This window comes from Devosia sp., from assembly GCF_017307565.1.
GTDB lineage: Bacteria > Pseudomonadota > Alphaproteobacteria > Rhizobiales > Devosiaceae > Devosia.
Genome location: NZ_JAFKHD010000403.1, coordinates 1 through 14,760 on the forward strand (window position 1 = coordinate 1; position 14,760 = coordinate 14,760).

General features: G+C 62.2%; 21 protein-coding genes. 12 read left to right on the forward strand and 9 right to left on the reverse strand.

Going from position 1 to position 14,760, the window contains the following annotated elements:
• On the forward strand, positions 1–306 hold a 306-nt coding region (locus J0I64_RS16150; RefSeq protein WP_291410069.1), incomplete at its 5' end, for a GNAT family N-acetyltransferase.
• A complete protein-coding gene (gene mutT / locus J0I64_RS16155; RefSeq protein ID WP_291410071.1) occupies positions 303–713 on the forward strand; it encodes an 8-oxo-dGTP diphosphatase MutT in 411 nt (136 codons plus the stop codon). The genes J0I64_RS16150 and mutT, both read left to right, overlap by 4 nt.
• 40 nt (positions 714–753) lie before the next feature.
• Here the strand turns inward: mutT and J0I64_RS16160 are convergent, their stop codons facing one another.
• Positions 754–2,235, reverse strand: coding sequence for a M48 family metalloprotease (locus J0I64_RS16160; protein ID WP_291410073.1), 1,482 nt, complete (start codon positions 2,233–2,235; stop codon positions 754–756).
• A complete protein-coding gene (locus J0I64_RS16165) occupies positions 2,232–3,032 on the reverse strand; it encodes a thermonuclease family protein (RefSeq protein ID WP_291410075.1) in 801 nt (266 codons plus the stop codon). The genes J0I64_RS16160 and J0I64_RS16165 overlap by 4 nt, the downstream gene beginning before the upstream one ends.
• Before the next feature lie 146 nt (positions 3,033–3,178).
• Here J0I64_RS16165 and J0I64_RS16170 point away from each other — a divergent pair, with 146 nt between their 5' ends.
• Together J0I64_RS16170 and J0I64_RS16175 are read left to right on the forward strand one after the other, a co-directional pair.
• Complete coding sequence (locus J0I64_RS16170; RefSeq protein WP_291410077.1) at positions 3,179–4,006, forward strand: DUF72 domain-containing protein; 828 nt, start codon at positions 3,179–3,181, stop codon at positions 4,004–4,006.
• An 80-nt stretch (positions 4,007–4,086) separates the two neighbouring features.
• Positions 4,087–4,590 (forward strand): disulfide bond formation protein B, encoded by a 504-nt coding sequence (locus J0I64_RS16175; RefSeq protein ID WP_291410079.1) that lies wholly within the window; start codon positions 4,087–4,089, stop codon positions 4,588–4,590.
• On the opposite strand, the gene J0I64_RS16180 is transcribed toward J0I64_RS16175, so the two are convergent.
• The 5 genes from J0I64_RS16180 to J0I64_RS16200 all read right to left on the reverse strand — a co-directional run bounded on the left by J0I64_RS16180 (position 4,587) and on the right by J0I64_RS16200 (position 7,178).
• Entirely contained in the window at positions 4,587–4,883 is a 297-nt protein-coding gene (locus J0I64_RS16180) for a type II toxin-antitoxin system RelE/ParE family toxin (RefSeq protein WP_291410103.1), read from the reverse strand. The two genes, J0I64_RS16175 and J0I64_RS16180, sit on opposite strands and share 4 nt — an antisense overlap.
• Positions 4,883–5,143, reverse strand: coding sequence for a type II toxin-antitoxin system ParD family antitoxin (locus J0I64_RS16185; RefSeq protein ID WP_291410081.1), 261 nt, complete (start codon positions 5,141–5,143; stop codon positions 4,883–4,885). Before J0I64_RS16185 ends, J0I64_RS16180 begins: the two co-directional genes overlap by 1 nt.
• 60 nt (positions 5,144–5,203) lie before the next feature.
• Positions 5,204–5,761 carry an HNH endonuclease gene (locus tag J0I64_RS16190; RefSeq protein ID WP_291410083.1) on the reverse strand — a complete coding sequence of 186 codons (558 nt, stop codon included), beginning with the start codon at positions 5,759–5,761 and terminating at the stop codon, positions 5,204–5,206.
• Positions 5,762–5,850: 89 nt separating this feature from the next.
• Positions 5,851–6,504, reverse strand: a complete 654-nt coding sequence (locus tag J0I64_RS16195; RefSeq protein WP_291410085.1) for a phospholipase — start codon at positions 6,502–6,504, stop codon at positions 5,851–5,853.
• On the reverse strand, positions 6,501–7,178 hold the full coding sequence (locus J0I64_RS16200; RefSeq protein WP_291410087.1) for a DNA-3-methyladenine glycosylase 2 family protein: 678 nt from the start codon (positions 7,176–7,178) through the stop codon (positions 6,501–6,503). Before J0I64_RS16200 ends, J0I64_RS16195 begins: the two co-directional genes overlap by 4 nt.
• Between J0I64_RS16200 and gluQRS the strand changes: the two genes are divergently transcribed.
• The gene (gene gluQRS / locus J0I64_RS16205) at positions 7,177–8,025 is read left to right on the forward strand and encodes a tRNA glutamyl-Q(34) synthetase GluQRS (protein WP_291410090.1); all 849 of its coding nucleotides are present in this window, start codon (positions 7,177–7,179) and stop codon (positions 8,023–8,025) included. The genes J0I64_RS16200 and gluQRS overlap by 2 nt on opposite strands.
• A 194-nt stretch (positions 8,026–8,219) precedes the next feature.
• Here gluQRS and J0I64_RS16210 read toward each other — a convergent pair whose 3' ends face one another.
• On the reverse strand, positions 8,220–9,170 hold the full coding sequence (locus J0I64_RS16210; RefSeq protein ID WP_291410093.1) for an NAD-dependent epimerase/dehydratase family protein: 951 nt from the start codon (positions 9,168–9,170) through the stop codon (positions 8,220–8,222).
• A gap of 88 nt (positions 9,171–9,258) precedes the next feature.
• Here J0I64_RS16210 and J0I64_RS16215 point away from each other — a divergent pair, with 88 nt between their 5' ends.
• From J0I64_RS16215 to J0I64_RS16235, 5 genes are all read left to right on the forward strand, one after another.
• The gene (locus tag J0I64_RS16215; protein ID WP_291410094.1) at positions 9,259–10,149 is read left to right on the forward strand and encodes a LysR family transcriptional regulator; all 891 of its coding nucleotides are present in this window, start codon (positions 9,259–9,261) and stop codon (positions 10,147–10,149) included.
• 26 nt (positions 10,150–10,175) lie between these two features.
• Entirely contained in the window at positions 10,176–10,373 is a 198-nt protein-coding gene (locus J0I64_RS16220; RefSeq protein WP_291410096.1) for a twin transmembrane helix small protein, read from the forward strand.
• A gap of 147 nt (positions 10,374–10,520) precedes the next feature.
• Entirely contained in the window at positions 10,521–11,111 is a 591-nt protein-coding gene (locus tag J0I64_RS16225; protein ID WP_291410097.1) for a rhomboid family intramembrane serine protease, read from the forward strand.
• Positions 11,112–11,175: 64 nt separating this feature from the next.
• Positions 11,176–11,358 (forward strand): putative motility protein, encoded by a 183-nt coding sequence (locus J0I64_RS16230; RefSeq protein WP_291410098.1) that lies wholly within the window; start codon positions 11,176–11,178, stop codon positions 11,356–11,358.
• Between the two features lie 10 nt (positions 11,359–11,368).
• Positions 11,369–11,572, forward strand: a complete 204-nt coding sequence (locus J0I64_RS16235) for a hypothetical protein (RefSeq protein WP_291410099.1) — start codon at positions 11,369–11,371, stop codon at positions 11,570–11,572.
• Here J0I64_RS16235 and J0I64_RS16240 read toward each other — a convergent pair.
• Entirely contained in the window at positions 11,569–12,228 is a 660-nt protein-coding gene (locus J0I64_RS16240) for a TlpA disulfide reductase family protein (RefSeq protein WP_291410100.1), read from the reverse strand. The two genes, J0I64_RS16235 and J0I64_RS16240, sit on opposite strands and share 4 nt — an antisense overlap.
• Before the next feature lie 23 nt (positions 12,229–12,251).
• Here J0I64_RS16240 and argH point away from each other — a divergent pair, with 23 nt between their 5' ends.
• Both argH and J0I64_RS16250 read left to right on the forward strand, forming a co-directional pair.
• Positions 12,252–13,700: an argininosuccinate lyase gene (gene argH / locus J0I64_RS16245; RefSeq protein ID WP_291410101.1), complete on the forward strand. Its 1,449-nt coding sequence runs from the start codon at positions 12,252–12,254 to the stop codon at positions 13,698–13,700.
• Between the two features lie 143 nt (positions 13,701–13,843).
• Positions 13,844–14,560, forward strand: coding sequence for a gamma-glutamylcyclotransferase (locus J0I64_RS16250; RefSeq protein ID WP_291410102.1), 717 nt, complete (start codon positions 13,844–13,846; stop codon positions 14,558–14,560).
• Positions 14,561–14,760: the final 200 nt, after the last annotated feature.

Below are 14,760 nucleotides of genomic sequence, written 5' to 3' on the forward strand. Positions count from 1 at the left end.
GTCATGGCCGTTCCGGCCACCGGCATCGTCATCGAGCGCGACGGCGAACCCGTCGCCTCGGGCCTGATGGCCATTTCCAATGGCATCGTCATCACCGGCAATGTCATCACCGACCCAAGCCGCCGCCGCCAGGGTCTTGCCGCCGCCATGATGCGCACCGGTCTTGCCTGGGCCCACGAAAAGGGTGCGACGATCGCCGCCCTCAACGTCCAGGCGGATAATCCAGCCGCCCAAGCGCTCTATTCCGGCCTCGGCTACCAGCACCAATACGACTATTCCTATCGCATCCCCGGGACGCCCAAATGAGCGAACAAAAACCGATCCTGCTCGTCGTCGCCTGCGCCCTGATCGACGCCGACCGCCGCGTGCTGATCGCGCAGCGCCCCGAAGGCAAGCATATGGCCAATATGTGGGAATTCCCCGGCGGCAAGATCGAGCCCGGCGAGACCCCGGAAGCCGCCATTATCCGCGAACTGCGCGAAGAGCTCGATGTCGAGACCAAGGAAGCCTGCCTTGCTCCGCTTTCCTTTGCCAGCCACACCTATGAGCACATGCACCTCTTGATGCCGCTCTATGTCTGCCGCCGCTGGCAGGGCACGCCCGTCGCCAAGGAGCACCAGGCGCTCAAATGGGTCCGCCCCCAGGCACTGCGGGACTATGCCATGCCGCCCGCCGACGAGCCGCTGATCGCCGCGCTTTGTGACCTGCTCTAGAAACAAAAATCCCCGCGTTCGCGGGGATTTTTTTGGTGCCTCAGTTGGGCCCGACGATCTTGTACTTCTCCCCGACCTTGACCGGATCACCCGGATAAAGGTTGTTGAGGATGTAGAAGAGCTCGCGCCCGCCCGGAATATTGGCCATCTGGCGCGCCATGGTGTCTGCGGTGTCCCCGGCCTTTGCGGTCACGACGCGCATGGAAAGCTTGCGGATCTGGTTGAGATCGGCCGCCTCGGCGCGCCTGAAACTCTGGATCGTGGCCTCGGCCCCCGCGGCAAAGCGCGGACTGTCGGCCTTGGCGGCAAAGATGAAGCGATAGACCGCACCATCGAGCCGCATCACCGCAACGCGGAAGAACCATTGGTCCGTCTGCGCCACACCCGAAGCCATCTCGATGCCGTTATAGGTATGCGACGTCACCGTGCCGGCCTTGAGCCCGGCGATCCAGCCTGACTTGAGATAGTCGGTCAGCGCCATATTGGGCTGCACGTCGGCACTGTCGAAACGCACCGCTTCGCCGTCACCCGCAACGCCAACCACGGCGCTCTGCGCCGTCTGCAGCGAATAGCCCGACGGTACGGCGAAGGTAAATTTCGAACCCGAATGGATGAAGCGGTTACCGACGATAGAGCCCTGCGCCGGGCTGTCGCCAAAGGCAAGGCCGGAAATTGCCGCCATATAGCCATTGCGGTCGGTTTCCCCGACGCTGGCGCTGCCGAACATCTGCCGCGCGGTATCGAGCGCCTTCTGGATGCGCGCCGGGGTCGAGGGGTGCGAGGAGAGGAACCCGTCGTCGCCCGCCTTGTCCCCGGCCGAGAAGGACGCGAACCGGCTCATCACGCCAAGGAAGCGCGCCGCCGCCTGCGGATCAAAGCCCGCCTTGCCGGCAAATTTGATGCCCTCGCGATCCGCTTCGAGTTCCTGGCTCTGCCCGAAGGCAGCCAGCGACTCGCGGGTGCGGTTGGCCGTAGCGTCGGTCGAGGTGTCGCCACCGAAAATGCCGGTGATGACGCGATCGACAATCTGCGTCGTCCGCGTCTTGTCGGTGCGCGCACGCGCATGGCGCAGCGTGACGTGGGCAATCTCGTGCGCGAGAACCGCGGCCAGCTCGCTCGTATCCGAAGCGAGCGCCAGGATGCCGCGCGTCACATAGATATAGCCGCCGGGCAGCGCAAAGGCATTGACCTCGGACGTATCGAGGATCGTCACCTGAAACTGCGCATTGGGCTGGTTCGCCGCCGCGAGGAGCCGCCCGACGATGCGCGCCACCATGATCTCGGCGTCGCGGTCGGAATAGACCCCGCCATAAGCGGCAATGATGCGCGGATGCTCGCGCCGGCCGATGACCACATCATCAGGCTCGGTGCCTTCCGGCACGACCATGGGTGCGGGCGTGTCCCCGGTGCGGCTGACCGCGACCGAGGAACCGGTCAGCGACGAGCAAGCCCCCAGCGCCACGATGGAGAGGGCCAGGGCGCCGAGGCGCAGGTATTTTTTGGACAGAGAAAGCGCCGTCATCGCGTCGCCAAAACCTCAATCTGCTCGGGATGGGTGATTTCGATGCGCGGACCATCCCGGTCGTCCACCCATCCTCGAATACGCACCAGCGCCCCCTCAAGCGCCAATGGGTCTAATGCGTCTCTCTCGAAAAGCCGCAAGGCGGGCCCCTCGATCACTGCGGTGAAGTCTTCTTTCCAGAACCGGCCAAAATTGAGGAAAATGCGGGAGCTACGGCGGTCAGCAAGGAGCACCCTGCCTTCCACCAGTTCGTAATGTCCCACACGATCCAGCAAGTCGCCTGGTCGGTCCGCCGCACGCACGCTGTAATAGGGATTGGCCCAAATGCCAAGCCGCTCCACGCGCGCCTGCGCCTCGGCGGCAAAGAGCAGATCAAGACATTGTCGGTTGTCGGGGAAGGAATAGACACGTGCGAGCCCCGCGCCGACCATGAACTGCTGGGCCCAGATTTCGCCCGCCTCCGTCTCGACAAAGACATGCGCCAGCACCCGTTCATGCCGGTCGATCTCCTCGCCGCCGAAGCCAAGCCGTACCGTCTTGTTGAGCATCAGTTCGGAAAGCGCCTGCTGCGCCTCGGCCGCCAGCGGCCAGGCCACGAAATCCTCGCGCCCGAGCGGCAGTTTTGGCGCCTGCGTTCCGATCAGGCGCACCTTGCGCCCATCATTGAGCACCACGGTATCGCCGTCCGTCACCTCGACCACCACGCCGCCCGGCGCAAAGGTCAGGCTGTCGCAGGCCGGTACGGCGCTGGCGAGCAGAGCAAAGGCCGCCGTCGTTATCAGTGTGGTCCCGCGCAAGAATCTGTCCCCGCAACGTTTCGTTCACCATAGAGACGAATAAGGCAAAAAAGCATTACCAGAACCTGACGGTTCGCCCTCATTTCAGCGCGAGATTGCCAATTTGATCGCGCTCGGCCAAGTTTGGCCTCCCAAGGAGCGTGGCTATGAGCAAGACGGGAACAATTCGCACGGGTACGGCCGGCTGGGTTTTCGAGCCCTGGCGCGGCACTTTCTTTCCCTCGGGCCTCGTCCAGAAGAAAGAGCTCAACTATGCGAGACATCACCTGACCAGCATCGAGATCAACGCCACCTTCCGCGGCAACCAGAAGCCCGAGAGCTTTGCCAAGTGGGCCGGCGAAACGCCCGAACGCTTTCAATTCTCGATCAAGGGGCCGCAGCTCGTCACGCACATCAAGCGGCTGAAGAACTGTGAGGACGCATTGGCCGGCTTCTTTGCCTCCGGCCCTCTCGCCCTCGGCGACCGCCTTGGGCCCTTCATCTGGCAGCTGCCTCCCAACCTGAGCTTTGATCCGGCAAGTTTTTCGACCTTCCTCAAACTCCTGCCGCGCGACATCGACGCCTATCTCGCCCTCGCCGGAAAGGCAGAGGGTGGCAAAAGCCCGCCCTATCTCGATGCCAACGGCAACAAGACCTTCCGCCACGCCATCGAAATGCGCCACGAGAGTTTTGACCGGCCTGAGGTCGATGCGCTGCTGCGCGAACACAATGTCGCTCGCGTCATCGCCGACACCGCCGACAATCCGCGCCGCGACCTCACCGCGGATTTCGCCTATTGCCGCTTTCAGGGCCCGGCGCGTCCCGATGCTGCCGGTTATGGCGAGGCTGACATCGCCGACCTCGTCCAGACGCTTGCCACCTGGCAGCAGTCGGGCGTCGACACCTATGCCTATTTCGTCCACGAGGACAAATTGCACGCCCCCGCCAATGCCATGGCGCTCGCTGCCAAACTGGGCATCACCCCCGCAGCCTGATCACGACAATGTGCCCCGCTGGCTTTTGCCACAAAGCGGGTCTAGACCCCCTGAAATCAAGCGTCACTCGAGATTTCCCAATGGCTTCAGCCTCCCGCCGTCCCCTCGACAAGATCGCCGCCGGCGTCGCCTTCGTGCTCGGCCTCGCCACCATCCTTGGCGCCCTTGGCAGCCAATATATCGGCGGGCTCTATCCCTGCGAACTCTGCCTTGAACAGCGTATGGCCTACTATTGGGGCCTGCCGCTCCTGGCGCTGATCATCGTACTCTGGAACCGCCTGCCCCTGCCGGTCTGGTACCTGGGCATGATCATCGTCACCGGCATTTTCGCCTGGGGCACCTATATGGCGTCATACCATGCCGGGGTAGAATGGGGTTTCTGGCCCGGCCCCACCGCCTGCACCGGCGTCGGCGACAGTTTTAGCTTTGACCAGCTCAACAGCATGACCCCGGTCATCGGCTGCGACGTCGTCCAGTTCCGCTTCGCCGGCCTGTCCCTCGCTGGCTACAACGCACTGATTTCGCTGGCAATCGTCGTGCTGCTGATCGGGGCGATCGTTTTCCAGGCAAAGCGTAAGCGCTAAAGCGCCTCCAGAGCGTCGTCGAGGTCTTGCCAAGCCGACAACACACGGATGACTTCCACGCCTGAAGTGAGAATTCGATAGACAATCAAATACTGCCCAACCGGCCGGCGACGCAAAGTTTTATGTTCGTAGCGCTCCAGGAGAGCGAAGCGCTCGGGGTGTTCGGACAGCCCTTCGCACGCATCGACCAACTCTCGAATAAAACTGGTTGCGCGACTGGGACTCTCGGCAGCAATAAACCGCGCTACCTCGGCGAGATCCGCAACGGCAGCCGGGGTTAGCTGGACAAGCATCAAGAGGCTTTCTTTGCTATCTCGGCAACGATCTGCCTCAGCTCGGCAAATACCTCCTCAGCGGGGATAAGTAGCCCCGCGTCGGCTTGAGCCAGTCCAACCGCGATCTTTTCATCCAGCTCCCGCAGCCGCGCCTCACGCTCCTGCACCAGCCGTACGCCTTCGCGCAAAACTTCGCTCTTGGAATTATACCGCCCGTTCTCGACGAGATCATTCACGACCTTTTCGAGCGTCGCGCCCAGATCCGCACTGATCGCCATGGCAAAACTCCATCATTGGCCCCCGCCAATAATAGTTATTAAGCCATCACCCCACAAGTCTCACGGCTCCAGCTCAATGTCCCAATAGAGATAGTCGAGCCAGCTCTTGTGCAGGTGGTTGGGTGGAAAGGCCCTGCCATTATTGTGCAGGTCATGCACAGTCGGCGCGAACGGGGTCTGATGGGGGAACATCTTGATCTCGCTCGGCATCCTGTTGGCCTTGCGCAGATTGCACGGGGCACAGGCCGCGACCACGTTTTCCCACGTCGTCAAACCGCCCTTGGATCGGGGAATAACGTGATCAAAAGTGAGATCGTCCCGCGAGCCGCAATATTGGCACTGGAAGCGATCGCGCAGGAAAACGTTGAATCGGGTAAAGGCGGGATGTCGCGCCGGCTTCACATAGTCCTTGAGCGAAACCACGCTCGGCAGACGCATCTCGAAGCTCGGCGAATGGATCACCGTGTCATAGAGCGAGACGATGTTGACCCGTTCAAGGAACACCGCCTTGATCGCGTCCTGCCACGACCATAGCGAAAGTGGATAATAGCTGAGAGGCCGAAAATCGGCGTTCAGCACGAGAGCGGGACAGGCCTCTGGCGACACATGGATGGTCACGAGAGTCTCCCGAAACGGGAATCTGTTAAGTCCATAGCCCCTTTATAATAGGCCCTTTGTGTCAGGCCTGTGAAGCGGGGATGAAAGACTTATTTCGCAGCCAGCCGCCCGATGAAATCGCCGGCAAAAGCCAGCCCATCCGGGGCAATCCCATGCCCCACGCCGCGGCTCACATGGTAGCTGACATCAAAGCCGGCATCATCAAGCAAACCATTGGCTTCGCTCGAAAGATTGGGGTCGACCACATCGTCCACATCACCATGGACGAGGCAGACAGGCGGCTTGGCGAGCCCCTCACCGCCAAATCCCTCCGGCGGCAAAAAGGCACCGGAAAAACCGATAATACCCATGAGTTTTTCGGGCAGCGCCGTGCCCACATGCAGCGCCATCATCGCGCCCTGGCTGAAGCCGGCAAGGATCGTCCGCTCTGGCGTGATTCCCGTCTGCGCCCAGAGATCGCGCAAAAAGCCTTCGAGCACCGGCCGCGCCTCGATGACGCCGGTCTGCCGGCTCGCCAGCCGATCACCGGTCCAGTCTATCGGAAACCACTGATAGCCCCCCATCGGCGTGCCGATCGGCGCGTTCGGCGAAACGAACAGTGCGCCCGGCAGCAGGTCCCGCCAATGCGGCGCCAGGCCAATGAGGTCATTGCCGTCGCTGCCATAGCCATGGAGCAGAACCACCGCAGCATCAGGCGCTTGCCCATTGGCTGGCGGCATCATCGGCCCCGAAAGCTTGGTCACAGCAAAATCCCTTCCTTGTCGCGCAGAATGGCGAAATAGCGCCAGAACAGCAGCGCCGCGGCCGACCGGTGCGGCGACCAGTTCTCGGCCATTCCGATCATCTCCTTGATCGTCGGACGCTCGTCAAGGCCAAGCCCATGATGCGCGGCTTTCAGCAAAGCCAGGTCCCCCGCCGGGAAAATATCGGGGTGCGCCGCGCAAAACAGCAGATAGACCTCGGCCGTCCACGGCCCGATTCCCTTCAGTGCCACCAGCGCCTTGATCGCCTCTTCGGCCGGCAGGGCATCGACCTCGGCAAAGTTGAGCTCCCCCGCCCCAACCGCCTCGGCAATCGTTCGCACCGCCAGAAACTTCCCGCGCGAAAACCCGGCGCTCCGCACCGTCTCCTCATCGAGCAGCAGATAGCTTTCAGGCTCCAGCGCCCCCGGCAGCTTTTCAAACCGCCCCCAAATGGCGGCCGCGCTTTGCACCGAAAGCTGCTGCCCGCAGATCACCTTGGCCATCCCCGCAAATCCCTTGGGATTGACCCGCGGCAGCACCGCCCCCACCCGCTCCCGCATCGGCAGCAATTGCGGCACCATGGCGATGAGATGATCGAGATGCACGGCGACACCTTCGGCCGTATCGATCCGCGGTGACGCCCCCGGCGCAAAAGTGGTAGTCGTCAAAGTCATGTCAAAAGAACCAGTTCTTCGTTTCGCCCCGAGCCCCAATGGGCTCCTCCACCTCGGTCACGCCCTTTCGGCGCTCGTAACCTGGCAGGCCGCCGAGATTGTTGGTGGCACAGTGCTTTTGCGCATCGAAGACATCGACGTCACCCGCTGTAAACCCGAATTTACCGAAGCCATTTTCGAGGACCTCAAATGGCTCGGCCTTTCCTGGCCCGAACCAGTCCTTATCCAGTCCGAGCGTTTCGAGCTCTACGCCGAGGCCGCCAATCGCCTCCGCCAGCGCGATCTCATCTATCCCTGCTTCTGCTCCCGCTCCGATATCGCCTCCAAGGCCGAAGACACCGACCCGGACGGCGCCCCCATCTATCCCGGCACCTGCAAGCATCTTTCCAATCAAGAACGCATCGAGCGTCTCGAACGCGGTGACCCCGTCCAGTTCCGCCTCCACACCGATCGGGCCGTGGAAGAAGCCGGCATGCTGACCTTCACCGTCATCGGCCCCACCCTGCGCGACCGCCCACAAATCCGGTATGCCCGTCCCCAACGCTGGGGCGACGTTGTCCTCCAGCGCAAGGACATCGGCACCAGCTACCACCTCAGCGTCGTCGTCGACGATGCCGCGCAAAACGTGACTCACATCACTAGGGGCCGCGACATGGAAGCGGCGACCGACATCCACGTCCTCCTGCAGATGCTCCTGGGTTTTTCGACGCCGATATACCACTTCCACCGCCTCCTCCTTGGCGACGACGGCCAGAAACTCGCCAAATCCAAAAACAGCAAAACCCTCGCCGATTTACGCAGCGAGGGTTGGACGGCGGGGGATGTCAGGCGGGCAGTGGGTTTCTAGATGCCACCGGCCCTCCCCTCGCCCCTTGAGGGAGAGGGACAGATTTTTCGCGTCCAGCGAAAAATCAGGGTGAGGGGTATCTCTCCTCCGCCGAGGAGCTTGTGAAGGGCATCGCAAGAATACCCCTCATCCGCCCTCCGGGCACCTTCTCCCTCAAGGGGAGAAGGCGAACGAACCGAAACGCCGGTGACCACTCAAGCCGCCGCCTTCTTCGCCCCCACCAACTCCTCCACCGTCGCCGCCACCGCCTCCTCAAACGGCGTCCCGAAATCCGGCCCCAACAGCGCATCGAGCCGAGGATCGACCAGCTCCATCTCATTCACCCACAGATACCGCATCCGATAAATGTCGCGCATGACCGGATTGAACAGCCCCACCGCCCGGATCATCCACCATTGCAGCGGCGAAACCACAACCTTGCCCGGCAGCGCGGTCTGGATCGCCCCCATCATCTGCCCATGCGACACCCAGTGTCCCGCAAAGTGGAAGTTTTCAAACTTCCCAAGCGCTTCCCGCTTCTCCGCCAACACCACAAAAGCCCGCGAAAGATCCGGCAGATAGGCCCAGCTATGGCGCGTATTCAGCGCACCCATATTGTAGATCTTGCCCTTGGCCACATCCATCAGCATGGCCGCCTCGAACCATTCCCCGCGATTGCCCGGTCCGAAAAAGTCGCCGCCACGCAAAATGATCGTCTGGAATTTTCCGGCGCTAGAGGCCTCGCGCAGCAGCGTTTCGAGCCGAATACGGATCTCCCCGCGCGGCGCCTCGGCGCTCTGCCGGGTTGCCGGTGAAATCGTCCGGTCCCCAGCGCGATAATTGTAGATCGTCCCCGGAAACAGCAGCGTCTTGCCGCTATTGCCGAGCGCATCGATCACCACCTGCAGCTGCTTTTCCGAGCGGCCATTGCCCCACTGGTCATAGCGCAGGTGCAGCGCGTGGACGACCACATCGGCATCCGCAATCGCCGCCCGCACCACGTCCACATCATCCGCATCGCCAGCAACAAATGTCGTGCCGCTGACCGGCTTGCGGTTCGTCCGCCCAAGCCCCGTCACGCTCCAGCCCGCATCGCGAAAAGCGATCATCGCCGCATTGCCGATATGGCCGTTGCTGCCCAAAACCGTCACTTTACCCTTGGTCATTCTGCGTCTCCTTGACTTGCTGGAGACCAAAATGCTCGCTACATATTTTTATAGCGATTGGCCAAATTTCGAGATTTGATATTCAATCATGAATAGAGAGCCTGACTGGTCCCTCTGGCGCAGCTTTGCCGCCGTCATCGAGCATGGCTCGCTATCCGGCGCCGCCCGCGCCATCAAATCGAGCCAGCCGACCATCGGCCGGCACATCGAACTCCTCGAATCCCAACTGGGCCTGCAACTCTTCGAGCGTAGCCTGTCGGGCCTCAAGCCAAACAGCACGGCGCTAAAACTCTATGGCCCCATAGCACAGGCGCAAACCGCCCTTGCCGAGGCCAATCTGATGGCCGAAGGCGCCCAGGACGACACCGGCGGCACGGTGCGCATCACCGCCAGCGCCATGATCTCAAACTACGTGCTGCCCGAAATCCTGGTGCCGATCCGCGCCCTTCATCCGCGCATATCCCTCGAAATCGTCCCCTCGGATTCAGCCGAAAACATCCTCATGCGCGAGGCCGATATCGCCATCCGCATGTTCCGCCCCACCCAGCTCGAACTGGTCACAAAACACCTCGGCGATATTGAGCTGGTGCCCGTCGCCCACGAACGCTATCTCGCCCGACGCGGCCGCCCCACGTCACTGGCCGACCTCTGGCAGCACGACATGCTGGGCTTTGATCGCTCCAGCGCGATCGTCACCCACGCGCAAAAACTGGGTTTTTCGCTGACGAGAGAAAACTTCGTCATCCGCTCCGATGATCAGCCCCACCTCTGGGAATTGATGCGCGCCGGGCTCGGCATCGGCTTCGGCCAGGCCAATCTTGTGCGCCGCACGCCCGGGCTTGTCGCCCTGCCCATCGACGTCGCCATTCCGCCCTTGCCTATCTGGCTCACCACGCACAGGGAATTGTACACCTCCCATCGCATTCGAGCCGTCTATGATGCCTTGGCGGCCGGTCTTCTCGCCTATATTGAAAGCTGACACTGTTTCTACAAAGGCCGGACACCATGCAGACCCTTCTCAATATCGGCATCGCCCTGGCCCTGCTCTTCGTCGTCATCGTGCTCGGCATGGGCTTGTGGAACATGACCAAGGGCGGTTCGGCCAATACCAGCCAGCGCCTCATGCGCCTGCGCGTCATGGGCCAGGCCGTCGCCGTCCTGCTGCTGATCGCCGCTCTCTTCCTCTTTGGCGGTCAGCGCTAATTCCCAAGTCCCGACCTCACCCCTGCCGATCGCCGCGGCCGAGGAGAAAAACCCCTGTTCCTACCCCTGCATGACGTCAACCCGCACCGCCATGTCAGGTTTCCCTATGTCACCTATGGGCTGATCGGGCTCAGCGTCCTCATCTTCTTGCTTCAGTCGTTGCAGCCCCCTGCCGCCTTTGAAGAGACGACGATCTATTTCGGCATGATCCCCATCGTCGTGCGCGATCTCTATCCCGCGCCGCTGCCCTGGCTGCCGGATTGGGCGACATTTATCACCTATGCCTTCCTCCATGCCGATTGGCTGCATCTGCTGACCAACATGCTCTTCCTCTGGGTATTCGGCGACAATATCGAGGACGCCATGGGGCACCTGCGCTTCCTCGTCTTTTATCTGGCCTGCGCCGTTCTCGCCGCCCTCTCGCATCTCCTCTTCAATCTCGATGGCAATGGCCCGTTGATCGGCGCCTCCGGCGCCGTGGCCGGCGTCATGGGCGCCTATATCCTCCTCTTCCCCCATGCGCGCGTCTTCGTGCTGGCCCGCATCGTCATCCCCGTGCCGCTGCCGGTCCCGGCCTTCTGGATGCTTGGCTTCTGGGTGGCGACACAGCTCTTCTATGTCGCCATAGGATCGGAAGAACCCGTCGCCTGGTGGGCCCATATCGGCGGCTTCCTCTCGGGCATCGTCCTGGCCGCACCGATGCGCCGCCGCGACGTGCCGCTGCTGGGCGGACGGTGAAGGGTTCGTTTACGCTGGCCTGCTAGGGTCCGATGGTCTTTCAGTACTGCGTCAGGACACTTTTATGGACACCGATCTCGCTTCGAGTCTGATGACGGCGCGCACCGCCCAGACCCACCAGTCGGTCCAGCTCGCAGTCTTCAAGAAATCCCACGAGATGCAGACCCAGCTCCTCGACATGCTGCTGCAGCCTGCCCAGGCAACGCTCCCACCGGGCCAGGGCATGCAGGTCGACAAGACCGCCTGAGGTTCTTCCGATGAGCAATGCCCTCGGCACCAGCACATCGGTCATGATCAACCGCATCGCCACCCGCGAAGGCGCCTCGGCCAGCACCCTGCTCGCCCATGTCGCCAAAATACGCGGCGAAATGGCCATCACCCAGGGCAAGGCAGAGCCCGAAGCCCTGCCCGATTTGGTGCGCAATCCAATCAATGGCGCCGAAGTGGATATGTTGGTCTAACCACGTAGCCCGATCAGCGCCTCGATCACCGCCTTGCCATCCTTGCTGTGCCACTCGGCCGGCCCCTGTAGCACGGCCAGTTCGCACCCTTCCGGATCGAGCAGCAGCGTTGCCGGCAGGCCCACGGCCACGGCCTCGCGCTTCAGCCGCTCGAAGGCGGCAAAGCTGTTGTCGGCATAAAGCGGCAGGTTCTTGAACTGGCCATCGGCCAGAAACTCTTCGGCCTTGCCGAGCCCGCTCTCCCCGATATCGAGATTGATCGGCACCACCTGGAACTTGTCCGAATTGTATTCGGTCGCGATCGCATCGAGCGCCGGCATTTCTTCCCGGCACGGCACGCACCAGCTGGCCCAGAAATTGACCAGCAGCGCCTTGCCGGAGAAATCGGCCAGCGTCATCTCCTTGCCGTCCGCATTCTTGAACGCGAGATCGGCATAGCCGCGCCCTTCGCCCGTACCGTTGAGCGCTGCAAGTTCCCCCACTGCCGCAGCATCGATGATCTTGGCCTGCGCCGCCTGCACCGGGCATGACTTGGCCGTGGCGGCATTGCCGAGATAGACCCACGAAGCTATAGCTACGCCCGCAACCGCTACCCCCAGCCCCGCGAGCGCCTTGAGATTGCGACCGGCTGGCTTGGGTTGGCTGGTGTCCGACATGGGCAACTCCTGAAAGGCAAACGATGAGCAACAAGATGTGGGGTGGACGGTTTGCATCCGGCCCCGACGCCATCATGGAAGAAATCAACGCTTCGATCGGTTTCGACCAGCGCCTGTTCCGCCAGGATATCGCCGGATCAAAAGCCCATGCCACAATGCTCGCCGCAACGGGCATTCTGACGCAGTCCGATCGCGACGCTATCCTTGCCGGTCTAGACGAGGTGCTGGCGGAAATCGAGAACGGCTCGTTCAAATTCTCGCGGGCTCTCGAAGACATCCATATGAATGTCGAATCGCGCCTGCGCGAAAAGATCGGCGACGCCGCCGGGCGCCTGCACACCGCGCGCTCCCGCAACGACCAGGTTGCGACCGATTTCAAGCTCTATGTCCGCGACACCATCGATCACCTGGTCGCCCAGATCCACACGCTGCAGTTGGCCCTGGTCAAGCGCGCCGAGGAAGAGGCCGAAACCATTCTTCCCGGTTTCACCCATCTGCAAAACGCCCAGCCGGTGACCTTCGGCCATCATCTGCTCGCCTATGTCGAAATGCTCGGCCGCGATGCCGGCCGTCTCACCGATGCGCGCCGCCGCCTCAATGAAAACCCACTCGGCAGTGCCGCCCTCGCCGGCACGCCTTACCCCATCGACCGCGACATGACGGCCAATGCGCTGGGCTTTGATCGCCCCACCGCCAATTCGCTCGACGCCGTCGCCGACCGCGACTTTATTCTTGAAACGCTGGCCGCTGCTGCGATCTGCGCCATGCACCTTAGCCGCTTTGCCGAGGAGATGGTCATCTGGTCCTCGGCCCAGTTCGGCTTCATAAAACTCTCGGACAAGTTCACCACCGGCTCGTCCATCATGCCGCAAAAGCGCAATCCGGACGCCGCCGAACTGGTCCGTGCCAAGATCGGCCGCATCATGGGCTCGCTCAATTCGCTGCTCGTCGTCATGAAGGGCCTGCCGCTCGCCTATTCCAAGGACATGCAGGAAGACAAGGAAGTCGCCTTCGACGCCCTCGACGCGCTCTCCCTGTCGCTGGCCGCCATGACCGGCATGGTTTCGGACATGGCGCCGAACCACGCCAAGATGCACGCTTCCGCCTCGGCCGGTTTCTCGACCGCCACCGACGTCGCCGACTGGCTGGTGCGCGAGCTGAACATTCCCTTCCGCGACGCCCACCACATCACCGGCCAGGTCGTCGCCCTCGCCGAGAGCAAGAATTGCGGCCTCGAAGGCCTCACCATCGAGGATTTCAAGAGCGTCGATGAGCGCATCGATAGCCGCATCCACAAGGTGCTTACCGTCGAGGCCTCCGTCGCCGCCCGAAAATCCTATGGCGGCACCGCGCCGATCAACGTCCTCGCTCAGGCCGCCCGCTGGAAGTCGACCCTCACCGGCGAAGACCACGAGCCCAAGCCGCTCTCCAAGAAAAAGCATGGCGGCCATGGCGATGGCGGTGTTGAATAGGCGACTGCAGTCGGGCAATCTGAACGCCGAATCCTGAGCGTTCACCGCGTCATCCCCGCGAAAGCGGGGATCTCTCTTCACCGCCAGGGATTCCCGCTTTCGCGGGAATGACGCTGTGGGTGCGGGGGGAAGACGGAGAAAAAATGCCCGCCAAGCAGCGACTGATGCGCCTCACCCCGCGCCATGTCGCCTATCTGACGCCAGAAAATCCCTCAGAGGGCATGCCGCCGCCACCCGAAGGCATGACCGAGGCCAGCCTCGCCGATCACCGCGAAACCATTGCGAAATTCTTCGGCCCAGACGATCACAGCGAAACCTGGATCTTCGCCTATGGCTCGCTGATCTGGAAACCGGCCTGCGACCACGTCGAAATCCGCACCGGCCTCCTCCATGGCTGGCACCGCGCCTTCTGCCTCGGCTGGAACAATCGCTTCCGCGGCAGCGACCAGAATCCCGGCCTCATGCTCGCGCTTGATCGCGGCGGCGCCTGCACGGGCGCACTCTATCGCCTGCCGCCCGATAAGCGCGACGAGAACCTGATAAAACTCTTCGAGCGCGAAATGGGTTGGAAGCCCACCGCCTTCCCCCCACGCATGGTCACTGTCCGCTCAGGCGAGCGCACCATCCGCGCCCTGACCTTCTGTATCGATCGCCATTCCGGCCGCTATGTCTCGGGCCTCACCGAAGCCGAAATCGCCGATGTCCTCGCCAAGGCCGTCGGCTCGCGTGGCTCCATGGCCGGATACCTCTTTTCGACCGTAGAACACCTAGAACAAATGGGCCTTCACGACCCCCACCTCTGGCGCCTCCAGAACCTCGTCGCCGAGCGCATCGAAGCCGTTTATGAGACGGATCGATAAGTCTCACTTTTGTTTTCTGGGCCGTTGGCTTACGGAAGCGCTGAGTTCAGCACGCTCTCGGCGAGCGCGGCACCAAAGGCACAAAAATGGTCCACCATTTCCAGCACCGCGACGGCACGCTTTATGCCGAGGACGTCAATCTCAACGAGCTGGCTGAAAAGGTCGGCACGCCCTTTTACGTCTATTCCTCGGCAACCCTG